Origin of the sequence: Levilactobacillus sp. HBUAS70063 (assembly GCF_038374745.1) — a bacterium.
Lineage (GTDB): Bacteria > Bacillota > Bacilli > Lactobacillales > Lactobacillaceae > Levilactobacillus.
Window position 1 is genome coordinate 324,947 of sequence record NZ_JBANSM010000001.1, and the last position, 13,103, is coordinate 338,049.

A 13,103-nucleotide genomic window follows, 5' to 3' on the forward strand; every position below is an offset into this window, starting at 1 on the left:
CTCTTATTTTGCCGCAAACTTGGTGTTCACAACGTTTTGGAAATCTTGGTAAACGTCAGCCAATGGGACGCTGACTTCTTCACCGGTTTCCATGGATTTTAAATTAGCCGTTTGATTGGCCAACTCTTGGTCACCAATAGTTAAGGTATACTTGGCCGCTAGCCGGTTGGCCGTCTTGAATTGGGCCTTCGGTTTGCGCGCGAGGTAGTCGCGATCGGCGGTCAACCCGGCGTGCCGAATGGCCTGAACCAACTTGAGCGTCTCTAGCGAGGTGTCGTCCCCGATCCCCACGACGTAAACGTCTAAGGGGTGATCGTTGGGAATTGTGACCTTTTCAGCCTGCATCAGTAAGACCAGGCGTTCAACCCCGAGGCCGAATCCGACCCCTGGCATTTCTGGACCGCCCAGTTCCTTGACTAAGCCATTGTACCGGCCACCGGCCAAGACGGTCGTGTAGCCCTCACCCAGGGCCGGTGAATCGGCCATGATTTCAAAGATGGTGTGGTTGTAGTAGTCCAGCCCGCGCACCATAGTGGAATCAACGTCGTAGTCGATCCCGAGTGCATCGAGACTCGCTTTTACCCGATTGAAGTGGGCCGTAGCATTCGGCGTCAGGAAGTCCAGAATCGACGGCGCATCGGCCACGATTTCTTGGTCGTGCTTGTCCTTGCTGTCCAAGACCCGCAGTGGGTTCTTGTGTAACCGCACCTTGGAGTCCTCACTTAATTCGTCAAAGTGTGGTTCCAGGAAATCGATCAGCGCTTGACGGTAGGCATCGCGACTTTCCTTATCGCCCAAGGTGTTGAGTGCTAGACGCAGATGCTTTAAGCCTAGCTTACCCAGCAGGTTCATCCCCAAGGCAATGACTTCAACGTCTAATTCCGGCGCGTCACTACCAAAGGCTTCCACCCCGATCTGATGAAATTGCCGTTGCCGACCGGATTGCGGCCGTTCGTAACGGAACATCGGCCCCATGTAGTAGACCTTGTAAGGCTTGTTGGTTTCTGGTCCGTAGAGTTTATTTTCAACGAAGGCCCGAACCACACCGGCCGTTCCCTCGGGACGCAGGGACAAGTGACGATCCCCCTTATCCTTGAAATCGTACATTTCCTTGGTCACGATATCCGAAGTGTCCCCGGAAGTCCGTGAGAAGACCTCGAAGTTTTCGAACATAGGTGTCCGAATCTCTTCGAAGCGATAGTTAGCAAACAACTGGCGCGCGGTGGCTTCGACGAATTGCCAGGTCTGTGATTCGCCCGGTAAGATGTCGGCCGTTCCCTTTGGTCGTTGATAACGCATGAGCATTCTCCCTTTCTACGCCTGCAACGAACCCGGTAGTCTCAGAGCATAAAAAACGCCCCTGTCAATTGACAAGGGCGCAGGTATGCACGGTACCACCTTTTTAAAGTTCTCTGCAGGATAACGTTGCAAACGAATGACGCAAGCGCCATTAGCCTCAAAAGTGTCTTCGGAGTCACACCGCTAACCGCTCCCAGCAACGCGGTCTCTCTTCAAGCGGGCTTTCCCTTACTATTCTCTCTCATTGGCAATCTATTTTATTCTTCCTAAGCTTACTGAAAGTGCCGTGAAAAGTCAAGGCACGCCCCACAAATTTAAAGGTCTTAAAAATCTTTCGTGGTATAATTGAACCTAATTTGATGAAGGAGAACTCAGCATGCATTTTAAACCACGCAACTGGCCGGGGCTCATTACCGCGCTAGTCATCCTCTTGATCGCCGGGGGGCTGTTATTTAGCTTCACCCGCAATAATTCCGTGACCGCCACCGTCAGCAATCTTAATCTCCGAAACGGTCCCGGTCTCACCTACAAAGTGACCCATAAGGTTAAACCCAATAGTCGCCTGACCATCCTGGGCGAAAAAGACAACTGGTATCACGTCCGCGATAGTCAGAATCACTTCGGCTGGGTCGCCAGCTGGCTGGTGGACCATCCGGGCAGTCTCAAGAAAGTTACGAATCTGTCGGAGGCCACGGTCGTCTTAGACCCGGGTCACGGCGGGAGTGATTCCGGCGCCCTGTCGATTGACCAGAAACACGACGAGAAGACCTACACCCTGGCCCTCGCCCAGCAGGTGGCCAAGCAACTCCGGGCCCGCGGAACGCACGTGATCATGACCAGAGATAGCGATAAGTCCGTCAGCCTGGCGGATCGACCGGCCCTGGCCAACACGAATCAGGCCAGCGCCTTTATCAGTTTTCACTTTGATTCCTCGCCGACCAACAACCTGGCCTCCGGAACTACCACGTACTATTATCACCGGAATACCTCCTATAAGTTGGCCGAGGCCATCAACGGTGAAATGAACGACCTGGCCCTCGCCAATCGTGGTATCAAGTACGGTAACTTCGAGGTCATTCGCGACAACAGCCGCCCATCGTTGCTCCTGGAGATGGGCTACATCAACACCAAGAAGGACTTCCAGTCCATCAAGAGCGCGCATTACCAAAGACAGGTGGCCACCCGTGTGGTCAAGGGTCTCAGCGCCTACTTCAGCTCGCAATCCTAGCATTTTAATATAGAAAGAAGATCTTCACATGCAACTCACTTCGGCATGGCTCAACCAATTGCCGTTACCCACTATCACGGCGGCAACGCCCGTTTCCGGTGGCGACATCAACGAAGCCTTTCGTCTAGAAACAGCGGAGGGCCCCTACTTCTTGTTGGTCCAACCCGGCCAACCCGCCAGTTTCTATGCCCACGAGGTTGCCGGTTTAAAGGCCCTCGGTCAGGCCGTCAACGTTCCGGAAGTCATCGCAACCGGCGAAATCGACCACGATGCCTACCTGGTCCTGGAGTTCCTGGAAATCGGGGACGGTAGCCAGTATGAATTGGGGCAGGCCGTCGCCCGCGTCCACCGCGTGACGGCCCCCAAGTTTGGCTTCGATCAGAGCAATCTGGTGGCCAAATTGCCCAAGGACAACACCTGGCAGACGGATTGGACCACCTTTTATCTGAACCAACGCTTAGATCCGCTGGTGGCTCGGGCAACGGCCCACGGACTGTGGAACGCTTCCCGGCAAACGGCCTACCAGCGCGTCCGTCAAGCCATTGTCGATGAAAATCGGGAGCGCACGATCCAACCGTCCTTATTGCACGGCGATCTGTGGGCCGGTAACTACCTGTTCACGGCCGATGGCGTCCCCACGCTGATTGACCCCGACGTGTTGTATGGCGACCGGGAGTTTGACCTCGCCATGACGACGATCTTTGGTGGCTTTACCGCCGAATTCTACCGGGGCTATCAGGACGCTTACCCCCTGACTGCCGGCTACACGGAACGCCTGCCACACTACCAGCTTTACTACCTGCTGGCCCACCTCAACTTATTCGGGGAGACCTATGGTGAGGCGGTCGACCAGACGCTGGCCCGCGGATAGTTTCCGAAAGGTTGCCCAAATTGAGCAAAAGCTCCCGTCTTCTTCACGGAAGACGGGAGCTTTTTGTTACCTTTCACTTTCGATAGGCAAAAAGCGTTTTATTAGGAACTTGTATCATACAAAATTAAGTATTTAGCTTCCGGATATCAATCTATTAATAACTAGGTGATTCGGTTAGTTTCACCCCAAAATGAGCCGATCGACTCTCAATTTCCCCTAAATCACTTGTAGCTAACAAAAAGGGTTACCTCAGTCCTAGGGAATCCTATTTCGCCGCTAACCAAGCCTGTAAATCGGCCAATCGCGTCACCCGGACCTCCGGCTGGCTCTCGTCGACAATCAGATGTTCCGGATCGAACAGCGCGCCGGCCATGCCAGCTCGGTGACCGGCCGCGACATCCAGGTTTCGATCGCCAATCATGATTGCCGTGCGCTTGTCCACTGCGTATTGCCGACAGAGGGCCAACAGGCTGGTGGGGTCCGGCTTACGGGGATAGTCATCGTCTTTGGTCACCGCCCCACTGAAGTACTGGGCCAAATCTAATGCCGCGAGCCGGTCCCAAGCACGGTGGTCGCGGTGCGTCAACAAGAAGTTTCGTCCACCGGCCGCCGTCACCGCGGCTAACAGATCGGCCGCTCCGGCGAACGCCTCCGTTTGCGCTAATAGCGGCGCCGCCAACTGTTCATAAATCTTGGTCAGGCGATCGCGGTCCACCTGAAATTCCGCGGTAAACCGCTGATAGGCCCGCCCCAGACTGTGCTGGCGCATGGTGCGGTAAATTTCTTCCTCGTCAATCTCAAAATCATTGACGCCACAGGCAATCAGGGCATCCCCGAAGGCCTGTACCATTCCGGGATACGTGTTGACCAGGGTACCGTCGAAATCCCAAAAGAGTTGCTGATAACGCATCGTTTTTCCTCCTACAGACGGACGTAACCCGCCTCAATTTATTTGTGATCCGTGTCAAACCAGATGGTGACCGGTCCATCGTTGACCAGGGCCACCTGCATGTCGGCACCAAAGACACCGGTAGCGACCGGAATCCCCGTGGCGGCCAATTTCTGATTCAATTCCTCATACAACTTTTGGGCATGTGCCGGTTCGCCGGCCGCCGTGAAGCTGGGGCGGTTGCCCTTTTTGGTACTAGCATATAAGGTAAATTGCGACACGGATAGAATGCTACCGTCCACATCGGCCAGGCTCAGATTCATCTTGCCATTTTCGTCCTCGAACACCCGTAATTTACTAATCTTGTGGACCAGGTAATCGACCTCTTCACTGGTGTCGCTGTCCTGGGCGCCGACCAACAGGCAAAATCCCTGTTGAATGGCCCCGTGGACCTGCCCGTCAATGGTGACGGACGCCTCACTAACTTTTTGAAGTAATACACGCATCTGTCCAATCCCGCCTTTCTGATTTTTCGCGCGAAAAAAGGGCGACCAACCGCCCCTCATCGCGTTAATGCTTTAATGGAACGCCCGCTTAACCACGTAGACGTCCGGAATATTCTTGATATTATCGATGATCCGTTGCAACTCAAACTGGTTACGCGTGCCGAGGCTGACCGAGATGATGGCCATCCGGTTGTGATCGACCTTGCCGTTGATCGACGTCAGGAACTTCGTGTTGTTGTTAATCGTCCGCAGCACGTCGTTTAACATGCCATTACGGTTATAACCCTGAACCTCGATGTCGGCATTGTAGTTGGTCTTGTCGCCGGCCATGTTGCCCCAGCGCACCGCCACGATTCGCTCGCCATTTTCCTCGGCGTGCTTGACGTTGGGACAATCCTTGCGGTGCACGGAAACCCCACGCCCCTTGGTGATGTATCCCACGATGTCGTCGCCGGGAACCGGTGAACAACAGTGGCTCAGCCGAATCAACAGGTTGTCCACGCCTTCGATCACCACGCCATCGGATTCCTTGCCCTTCCGATCCTTGCGATCATTGTCCGGATCGTTCTTAATGGTCTGGTGTTCCTCCAGCAGTTCGCGTTCCTCCTGTCGCTGGCGCTCGTTCTCCTCGGCCTGGCGGACCCCCTCCGTCAAACGGTTAGCAACGCCTCGCGGCTGGATGTCGCCGAACCCAATGGCCGCCAGCAGGTCATCGGCGTGCTGGTAATGCATCTTGGCGGTGACCTTCTCCAAGTTCTCCTTGTTCATCAAGGCCTTGGGGTCGTAGCCCAATTCGCGAATCGTCCGCTCCACGGCGTCCTGACCAGCCACGATATTTTGCTTGCGGTCGGTCTGCCGGAAGAACTGCTTAATCTTGTTTCGTGCTCGCCGCGTCGAAACCAGCTTCAACCAATCCCGACTTGGGCCGGCCGAACTCGAGGACGTCCGAATATCCACGATGTCCCCGTTCTTAATCTCATAGTTCAACGGGACAATCTTACCGTTAATCGTGGCCCCGGTGGTGTGGTGGCCGACCTCCGTGTGGATGGCGTAGGCCATATCCAACGGCCCGGCGCCCTTCGGCAGTTCGAGCACGTCGCCCTTCGGTGTAAAGGCGTAGACGTGGTCGCCAAAGAGTTCGCCCTTGACGCTGTCCATGAAGTCGGAGGCGTCATCGGTGTCTTCCTGCAATTCGATGATGTGCTTGAAGATGTTGAGCTTGTCACCGGTATTGGTCTCTTGAACCTTGTCCTTGACGCCTTCCTTGTAGGCCCAGTGTGCCGCCACCCCATATTCGGCAACGGCGTGCATTTCCTTGGTCCGAATCTGCACCTCAAGCGGCCGCCCCTCGGGTCCAATCACCGTGGTATGCAGCGATTGGTACATGTTGGCCTTGGGCATGGCGATGTAGTCTTTAAACCGCCCGGGCATGGGTTTCCACTGGGAATGAATGGCCCCCAAGACGGCGTAACAATCTTTAATGGTATCGACAATCACCCGGATGGCTAAAAGGTCATAGATTTGGCTAAACTGTTTGTGCTGATCCTTCATCTTCCGGTAGACCGAATAGATATGCTTGGGCCGGCCGTAAATCTCCGAATCCAGGTTCAAATCCTTAATGGACGCCTGAATGACCTTGATAGCCCCGGCAATGTACTGTTCTCGCTGATCACGCCGCGAGTTCATCAGGTGAACGATGCGGTAGTACTGCTGCGGATTCAGGTAACGCAGGGAAATATCTTCCAGTTCCCACTTGATCGTGCTAATCCCTAAGCGATCGGCCAATGGCGCGTAGATTTCCAACGTTTCATTGGCAATCCGACGCTGCTTATCGGGCCGTAAATGCTGGAGCGTCCGCATGTTGTGCAGACGGTCGGCCAATTTAACAATCATGACCCGAATGTCCTTGGACATCGCCAGGAGCAGCTTCCGGTGGTTTTCCGCCAACTGCTCACGATTGGACTTGTACTTGATCTTCCCCAGCTTCGTGACGCCATCTACAATCAAAGCCACGTCATCGCCGAAAAGTTCCCGCACATCACTCAGCGTTACCCCGGTATCCTCCACGATATCGTGGAGAAAGCCCGCGGAAACCGTTTCCGGATCCATATTCAAATCGGCCAGAATGCCGGCCACCTGAATGGGATGCATAATGTAGGGTTCACCAGATTGACGATGCTGGTCCTTGTGGGCAACCGTTGCGAAATGACAGGCTTTAACCACCATCTCAACGTGTTGCGCATTCATATATTTACCGACTCTGGCAATTACTTCTTCAGCCGTCCAGACACGTTCTTTGGTCATATTGGACGCCACCACCCTTAGTTATAAATTATGATTCGACAGTCTTCTTCGTTTGGGTCAATCCGTAACTGAGGTACGACAGGCACAGATAGACCACCGCGAAGTAAATCGTATATTGCGGTAAAAATAGATAAGCTCCAATCAGATAAGTCACGGGCCAGATGATAAGCCACCACCCCGGTTGCGTCCGCCGATAAATGGCGCGTCCCAGACCGATGGCCAGGCAACCATTCACCACGGCTAATAGGCCGCCGAAGCGCCAGACGGGACTAATCCCCACCCAGGCGACCAGCGCGGAAACCACGATTCCCATGATCAGACCGATAACCCAATACCGCCAACCAATTTTCTCCAAAAATGCCATTGCACGTTCACCCAACTCTCTTATAATTGGAACTATTTTAGCATGTTTTCACGGAGATTTCATCAAATCATCTCGGTTGTTGCAGTTCCAATACCATCGACATGGCCGAAAGTAGGTATAACGGCGCCGTTTCGGTCCGTAAAATTCGCGGTCCGAGGCCAACCAACGTGGTTTGGGCGGCCTGCGCCAACGCGACTTCGGCCGGGCTGATCCCGCCCTCGGGTCCGAAGATGGTCAGGACCTTTTGACCGGGCGTTAACGCCTGTAGCTGCCGATTTAAGGCACTCTGCTCGCCCTGCTTGGCCGATTCTTCATACGCCATCAAACGCACGTCTACGGGCTCCTGAAGGACGGTTTTGAGGTTGGACGCGTAGCTTACGACGGGGCGGCGCAACCGATGTGATTGTTCGGCCGCGCCGTGGGCAATCTTCGTGAGGCGTTTGAGCTTCTTGTCGACCTTATTGCCCTGCCACTTGGCCACGGACCAGTCGCCACCAAAGAAGATGATTTGGTCGACACCCAGTTCGGTCGCCTTTTGGGTAATCCACTCCGCCTTTTCTTGCTTGGGTAAACCGCAGGCAATGACGGCGTGTACCGGCAATTCGACTCGCGGCGTGGGTACCGCCGTTAACCGGACCCGCGCCTCATCGCCGGTGACTTGGGTCAACTGACCGTGAAATAAGTGGGCCGTGGTGTCGACGAATTCGGCGGTGGCCCCCACCTCGGCCCGTAAGACGGTGATCCAGTGGTGGTAAATCACGGCGGACAACGTCACCTGGTCGCCGTCTCGATGCGCGGATTCTAGGAAATAACGTTGCATGCCTATTCGTCCTCCGTTGGCTTGTGCGCGATGACCCCGCGCCAATCCTTCATTTGTAAGATGTTATCAATGATAAAGCCCTGCTTTTGCTGGGCCGCAACGACCTCATCGAGCTTGTCGGCGATAATGCCGGACGTCAGGAAGTAGCCGCCAACGGTCAGGTTTTCCCAGGCTTGGGGCACCAGTGGCAGGATAATTTCGGCCAAAATGTTGGCCACAATCAGGTTAACCGGTTGATGAATGCCCTTCAAAAGGTCGTTAGGCTTAGCAATCACGTCCTTAGCCACGGGGTTCAGGTCCAAGTTGGTCTTGGCGGACCGCACGGCCACCTCATCGAGATCGAAGGCTGTGACGGACTTGACGCCCATGTATTTGGCCGCAATGCTCAAGACACCGGAGCCCGTTCCCACGTCGTACATAGATTCGCCGCCCCGCACGACCATCTCTAAGGCCGTCATGGAAAGACGCGTGGTCGGATGGGTCCCGGTCCCAAAGGCCATGCCCGGATCAAGCCGAATGACGTTTTCGCCGGCCTGAACGGGTTGGTAATTTTCCCAGCTCGGCGTCACGGTTAAGTAGCGGGTGACCCGGACCGGATGGTAGTACTTCTGCCAAGCCGTGGCCCAACTCTCGTCGTCCACGGCCTTAGTCGTAACCGTGCCGGGCTGCGGATCGAGGCCAAACTGACTGAGTTCGCTGACCCGCTGCTTGATAGTCGGTAGGATTTCCGGCACGAAGACCGTCTCCGGATAGTAGGCGGTAATCAGCGCGCCCGTCGTCCGGTGCGGAATCGTCTTTAAGTCCACGATTTCACCGAACTTTCCGGCCTTGAGGTTGGCGTAATCCGCGGCATCATCGATCTTGACACCACTCGCCCCGGCCTCCTGTAAGATGTTGCTGACCGCTTCAACGGCCTCATTGGTGGTTAAGACACTCACTTCGGTCCATTCCATAACTGATTTCCTCCTTATTTTATGTAAAAAAGAGCTGGGGACAACGTACATGTCACCAGCTCACCGCTAAACATTTAAGAAATTGACGAAGACGGCCGCCTAGACCTTCTCGGTTTTTGACGGGTGGTCAGCGTTTTTTTGCTTTCGCTGGGCAAGACGTGTTTCCAGATAATCCAACATGTCCGCCTCATTTTGGAATACGCGGGGATGCTTCTGTTTATGCAGGCGCAAATCAATCTCGTTGATTCGCTGACGCCCGGTCCACGTATGCCCATACCGAATGATTACCCGGTTATTGAGCGAATCTTTTCCGAATTTGAAGACGTAGACGCTCTCTGGCGCCATCAACGGCCGAATATAGGACTTCTCGTAACGATAGTTGTTCTGCCGCAAAAACTCTTTGGTTCGACTCAGCATGGTAATCACCTCCTAATTCATGACAATCTACTCGGTTCTCAAACATTTTAAGGCCACTTCGGTTGTCTAACCCACTTTAAAATGTATCAATAATTGATAATAGTTGATTTCACACCAGATTGCAAGCAAAACGTCCACGCGCCACAACATTTGTGGCCCTTGATTTCAGTCTGGCATCGCCTATTTTGTAAACACTTACATTATACCATACTGTCCTCACGGTTTCCGTAAAAATCCAATGGCTTTCTGTAGAAAAAACGGTCTCAGCGTTTCGGTTGCAATTTATAAATAAATCGTTAAGAATAGAAGATAAAACGAAGCGGCTAGTGGCCGCGAGGAGGAAAATTATCGTGATCAAAGAGTTTAAAGAATTCATCGCCCGCGGCAACGTCATGGACCTGGCCGTTGGGGTCATTGTCGGGGCCGCATTCACGGCCATTGTCAATTCATTGGTGGAAAATCTGATTAACCCGCTACTGGGGATTTTCATTGGGAATATCGATTTTTCCGATCTGGTGTTCACCGTGGGGCAGGCCCACTTCCGCTACGGGGCGTTTATCAACGCCATCATTAATTTCTTAATCATCGCGTTCGTGGTCTTCTTGCTGATTAAGTTCCTAAACAAGTTGCTTCCCAAACCCGCCGAGAAAGAAGCCGAACCGGAACCCAGCAAGGAAGAACAATACCTGCAGGAAATCGTGGAACTTTTAAAGAAGGAACAACACTAAGCTTACTTACCAAGAGAGTGCGTGACAAGGGGCGATTGGCCGGCACGCCTAACTGATAACCGAACAGTCCCAGGCTGGGGATGGTTTGGTTATCCGTTTTAACCGGAACCGCCACGTTTCAAACATTTAAGGTGATGCACAAGGTCTGGGATATTTTCCTAGACCTTTTTTGTTCCCCCCGACGTACGTGATTTAACCCAAAGTTTTTGGTCACCGGCTTTATTTTTGGGCAAATTTAAGAATTCATCTTGAAATCCCTATCACAGCCCCATAAAATTAAAGACAGCGATTGAGGCCTCCCGTCCTTTTTGACGGCTAAAGCCGCAATCCCTGCAATTATTTTTGATAAGGAGCGACAACGTATGCTAATTTTTATTTGGCTACTGGCTTGCGCTGGCGGTGGCTACTGGGCCTATACCCACCATCGTAAGTGGCTGGTAGCCCTCAGTGCCGTCCTATTCGTCTTTGGCGGCATCGGTGCGCTGGGCGCCAGCCAACCCGAGACGACCACGAAAACGGTAAAGGTCGGCACGCAGCGACTCGCCAAGGCCCAACGCGAATCCAAGCAGCTCGCCGCCTCAGCCAGTCGCCAAGACCGGGCGTTGGCCCTCGTGTCGAGCCAAGCCGAGGAATCCGAATCGGTGAGCGAATCCAAGGCGGATAGCGCGAGTGAAGCCGTGGCCAGTTCTCGGGCCACCGCCAAATCCGCATCCCAGGCGGCCGCCAAAGCCGCTTCTGAACAAGCGGCTTCCAGCAGTCAAGCGACCCGGACCAGCCGAGCAAGCCACAAGCAAGGCGATCTCGACACCGACAAGGCCAAACAGATTGTAGGGAACCGCAATTCCAAGATTTATCATACGCCCGATCAGGCCGGCTACCACATGAACAGCAGCAATGCCGTTTATTTCCAAACGGAAGCCCAGGCCAAGGCGGCGGGCTATAGAAAGGCGTTACGCTAATGAAAAAATTAATTACCCTGACCGTAAGCCTCCTCGCCCTACTAGGCATCGGGCTGAGCGGTTGCGGTCAACAAAAGTCGACGGCCAAGTCCGCCAGCTCCAGCACCAAGGTCGTTTACGACCACGGCCCCCAGAAGAAGGCCAGCAGCCTGGAGAAGGCCAACTCCGCAGAAAAAGCCCGCTTAGATAGGCGACAGGCCAAGTTAAATCGGCAACAGGCGAGCCTCAAGGCGGCGGACAAGGCCACTAAAGCCCCGGCACACCATGCGACGAAATCGTCCGGCGTCAACCTGGCGAACCTGACCTACAGCGGCCAACAGGAAATCACCGTTAACCAAAACAATCCCGGCTTCAGTCAGTCCGAGCTCTCCACTAAACACGGCGCCTGGGCGACCTATGCCAATCTGGATAGTTTGAACCGGGTGACCGGCGCATCGGCCCTGCTCAACCAGTCACTCATGCCGTCCGCGAATCGGGAAGCCTTGACGGTCGACCCAACCGGCTGGCATAACAAGCGAACCAGTCACGGCTGGTTGTACAACCGCAGTCATTTGATTGGGTATCAATTTACCGGGCAAAACAACAATCCGAAGAACTTGATGACCGGGACGCGGACCCTGAATAGTCCGAACATGCTGCACAACGAGATGGACGTGGCGACCTACCTGAAGGCCGATAAGTCCCACTACGTCCGCTATGCGGTGACGCCCATCTTCAAGGGTGATGACTTGGTCGCCCGTGGTGTGCAGATGCGGGCCCAATCGGTGGGGTCTAACGCCGTCCGGTTTAACGTCTATATTTTTAACGTCGAACCCGGCTATACCATTGATTACGCGACCGGCTACAGTCATGCGAGTTAATGACTTGACCAATGTTTACGAATAATTGACCCGTTCGCTTACCATTCTCGGAGAAAATGCTATACTATTTTAGAGATACGATAGCGTAAAGAAAATGGTTAATCCGACAAAATCGTTACCTAAATTTAGGAATCGGCAAGAGGATGAATAAGATGAGAAATGAGAAACTAGAACTGACCAAGACGGATTGGCAACGGGCCCAGACGGCCGTTTTCAACGAGTACGATCGGTTCGTGAAGCAACTTCACGTTGAGGGCGTGGACTACACGATTCTCCAGGCCCGGCGAATTGTCATTTATCAAGACTTGATTGAGGAATGGAAGCATAACTTACCAACGTTGATGACGGACCTGGAAGATAATACTCAGGCTCTCACGGTGTTTGCCGACCTCGCGAAGGATGGCCAAAGTCACCTCCTAACGCGTTGCGCAAAGAAGATGGAGGCTTGGCCGGACTACATCCCATCGCAGCTGACAATTTGGCTGGAACTCGCCGAAGACGCGGAACGGGAATAACTAAAAACGCGTAAGACCACTGGCCCTACGCGTTTTCTAATGGGACGGCCTCATCGGTAGCCCAGGTAATCAAATTGAGCCGTACGAGCCGGTTCAGGTAAAGCGTCAGTTCGGCCGCGGTCAGATTCAGCTTGCGTTGAATGGCCGCCATGGTCATGGGCTGTTGCGGTTCGATGGCGATACCTAGTAACGTTTCCACGAGTGACACCTCGATGGGATCCAACCGATCAATCACTTGGTTCAGTCGTTGACTGAAGAGGCGAATGCCCCCTTTGAAATTAAAAACCATCATTCTCATCCCCCAAATAAGTTACGATTTTCAACTGGTTCAGTCTTAGCCTATCACCACGGCGACTAATTCGAGTTGTTAACGACTGACTAAGAAAGCAC

15 protein-coding genes are annotated in these 13,103 nt (G+C 53.7%); 6 read left to right on the forward strand and 9 right to left on the reverse strand.

Annotated elements, in window-relative coordinates; all coding sequences use genetic code 11:
- Positions 1-3 precede the first annotated feature (3 nt).
- Entirely contained in the window at positions 4-1,299 is a 1,296-nt protein-coding gene (hisS, locus tag V8I28_RS01565) for a histidine--tRNA ligase (RefSeq protein ID WP_341778366.1), read from the reverse strand.
- Between the two features lie 376 nt (positions 1,300-1,675).
- On the opposite strand from hisS, the gene V8I28_RS01570 reads away from it, so the two are divergent.
- Together V8I28_RS01570 and V8I28_RS01575 are read left to right on the forward strand one after the other, a co-directional pair.
- Positions 1,676-2,527, forward strand: a complete 852-nt coding sequence (locus tag V8I28_RS01570; RefSeq protein WP_341778367.1) for an N-acetylmuramoyl-L-alanine amidase — start codon at positions 1,676-1,678, stop codon at positions 2,525-2,527.
- A gap of 28 nt (positions 2,528-2,555) precedes the next feature.
- On the forward strand, positions 2,556-3,398 hold the full coding sequence (locus tag V8I28_RS01575; protein WP_341778368.1) for a fructosamine kinase family protein: 843 nt from the start codon (positions 2,556-2,558) through the stop codon (positions 3,396-3,398).
- 265 nt (positions 3,399-3,663) lie between these two features.
- Here V8I28_RS01575 and V8I28_RS01580 read toward each other — a convergent pair whose 3' ends face one another.
- The 7 genes from V8I28_RS01580 to V8I28_RS01610 form a co-directional block, all read right to left on the reverse strand.
- Positions 3,664-4,308 (reverse strand): HAD-IA family hydrolase, encoded by a 645-nt coding sequence (locus tag V8I28_RS01580; RefSeq protein WP_341778369.1) that lies wholly within the window; start codon positions 4,306-4,308, stop codon positions 3,664-3,666.
- 38 nt (positions 4,309-4,346) lie between these two features.
- Positions 4,347-4,793 (reverse strand): D-aminoacyl-tRNA deacylase, encoded by a 447-nt coding sequence (gene dtd, locus V8I28_RS01585; protein WP_341778370.1) that lies wholly within the window; start codon positions 4,791-4,793, stop codon positions 4,347-4,349.
- Positions 4,794-4,865: 72 nt separating this feature from the next.
- Entirely contained in the window at positions 4,866-7,097 is a 2,232-nt protein-coding gene (locus tag V8I28_RS01590; protein WP_341778371.1) for a RelA/SpoT family protein, read from the reverse strand.
- 28 nt (positions 7,098-7,125) lie between these two features.
- Positions 7,126-7,461, reverse strand: coding sequence for a hypothetical protein (locus V8I28_RS01595; RefSeq protein WP_341778372.1), 336 nt, complete (start codon positions 7,459-7,461; stop codon positions 7,126-7,128).
- Positions 7,462-7,528: 67 nt separating this feature from the next.
- Complete coding sequence (locus V8I28_RS01600) at positions 7,529-8,281, reverse strand: 16S rRNA (uracil(1498)-N(3))-methyltransferase (protein ID WP_341778373.1); 753 nt, start codon at positions 8,279-8,281, stop codon at positions 7,529-7,531.
- A gap of 2 nt (positions 8,282-8,283) precedes the next feature.
- Entirely contained in the window at positions 8,284-9,234 is a 951-nt protein-coding gene (gene prmA / locus V8I28_RS01605; protein ID WP_341778374.1) for a 50S ribosomal protein L11 methyltransferase, read from the reverse strand.
- 99 nt (positions 9,235-9,333) lie between these two features.
- Positions 9,334-9,651, reverse strand: coding sequence for a hypothetical protein (locus V8I28_RS01610; protein ID WP_020088552.1), 318 nt, complete (start codon positions 9,649-9,651; stop codon positions 9,334-9,336).
- 350 nt (positions 9,652-10,001) lie between these two features.
- Here V8I28_RS01610 and mscL point away from each other — a divergent pair, with 350 nt between their 5' ends.
- The 4 genes from mscL to V8I28_RS01630 all read left to right on the forward strand — a co-directional run bounded on the left by mscL (position 10,002) and on the right by V8I28_RS01630 (position 12,713).
- Positions 10,002-10,379 (forward strand): large-conductance mechanosensitive channel protein MscL, encoded by a 378-nt coding sequence (gene mscL, locus V8I28_RS01615; protein WP_341778375.1) that lies wholly within the window; start codon positions 10,002-10,004, stop codon positions 10,377-10,379.
- Between the two features lie 362 nt (positions 10,380-10,741).
- Positions 10,742-11,338, forward strand: coding sequence for a sunset domain-containing protein (locus tag V8I28_RS01620; RefSeq protein WP_341778376.1), 597 nt, complete (start codon positions 10,742-10,744; stop codon positions 11,336-11,338).
- Positions 11,338-12,198 (forward strand): DNA/RNA non-specific endonuclease, encoded by an 861-nt coding sequence (locus V8I28_RS01625; RefSeq protein WP_341778377.1) that lies wholly within the window; start codon positions 11,338-11,340, stop codon positions 12,196-12,198. The genes V8I28_RS01620 and V8I28_RS01625 overlap by 1 nt, the downstream gene beginning before the upstream one ends.
- Before the next feature lie 152 nt (positions 12,199-12,350).
- On the forward strand, positions 12,351-12,713 hold the full coding sequence (locus V8I28_RS01630; RefSeq protein WP_341778378.1) for a hypothetical protein: 363 nt from the start codon (positions 12,351-12,353) through the stop codon (positions 12,711-12,713).
- Between the two features lie 25 nt (positions 12,714-12,738).
- Here V8I28_RS01630 and V8I28_RS01635 read toward each other — a convergent pair whose 3' ends face one another.
- Positions 12,739-13,005, reverse strand: coding sequence for a hypothetical protein (locus V8I28_RS01635; RefSeq protein ID WP_341778379.1), 267 nt, complete (start codon positions 13,003-13,005; stop codon positions 12,739-12,741).
- Between the last annotated feature and the right edge of the window lie 98 nt (positions 13,006-13,103).

Excerpts from the sequence above, each read along its gene's own strand:
- hisS (WP_341778366.1), bottom strand. The coding sequence starts at position 1,299 with ATGCGTTATCAACGACCAAAGGGAACGGCCGACATCTTACCGGGCGAA.
- V8I28_RS01570 (WP_341778367.1), top strand. The coding sequence starts at position 1,676 with ATGCATTTTAAACCACGCAACTGGCCGGGGCTCATTACCGCGCTAGTC.
- V8I28_RS01575 (WP_341778368.1), top strand. The coding sequence starts at position 2,556 with ATGCAACTCACTTCGGCATGGCTCAACCAATTGCCGTTACCCACTATC.
- V8I28_RS01580 (WP_341778369.1), bottom strand. The coding sequence starts at position 4,308 with ATGCGTTATCAGCAACTCTTTTGGGATTTCGACGGTACCCTGGTCAAC.
- dtd (WP_341778370.1), bottom strand. The coding sequence starts at position 4,793 with ATGCGTGTATTACTTCAAAAAGTTAGTGAGGCGTCCGTCACCATTGAC.
- V8I28_RS01590 (WP_341778371.1), bottom strand. The coding sequence starts at position 7,097 with ATGACCAAAGAACGTGTCTGGACGGCTGAAGAAGTAATTGCCAGAGTC.
- V8I28_RS01595 (WP_341778372.1), bottom strand. The coding sequence starts at position 7,461 with ATGGCATTTTTGGAGAAAATTGGTTGGCGGTATTGGGTTATCGGTCTG.
- V8I28_RS01600 (WP_341778373.1), bottom strand. The coding sequence starts at position 8,281 with ATGCAACGTTATTTCCTAGAATCCGCGCATCGAGACGGCGACCAGGTG.
- prmA (WP_341778374.1), bottom strand. The coding sequence starts at position 9,234 with ATGGAATGGACCGAAGTGAGTGTCTTAACCACCAATGAGGCCGTTGAA.
- V8I28_RS01610 (WP_020088552.1), bottom strand. The coding sequence starts at position 9,651 with ATGCTGAGTCGAACCAAAGAGTTTTTGCGGCAGAACAACTATCGTTAC.
- V8I28_RS01620 (WP_341778376.1), top strand. The coding sequence starts at position 10,742 with ATGCTAATTTTTATTTGGCTACTGGCTTGCGCTGGCGGTGGCTACTGG.
- V8I28_RS01625 (WP_341778377.1), top strand. The coding sequence starts at position 11,338 with ATGAAAAAATTAATTACCCTGACCGTAAGCCTCCTCGCCCTACTAGGC.
- V8I28_RS01630 (WP_341778378.1), top strand. The coding sequence starts at position 12,351 with ATGAGAAATGAGAAACTAGAACTGACCAAGACGGATTGGCAACGGGCC.
- V8I28_RS01635 (WP_341778379.1), bottom strand. The coding sequence starts at position 13,005 with ATGATGGTTTTTAATTTCAAAGGGGGCATTCGCCTCTTCAGTCAACGA.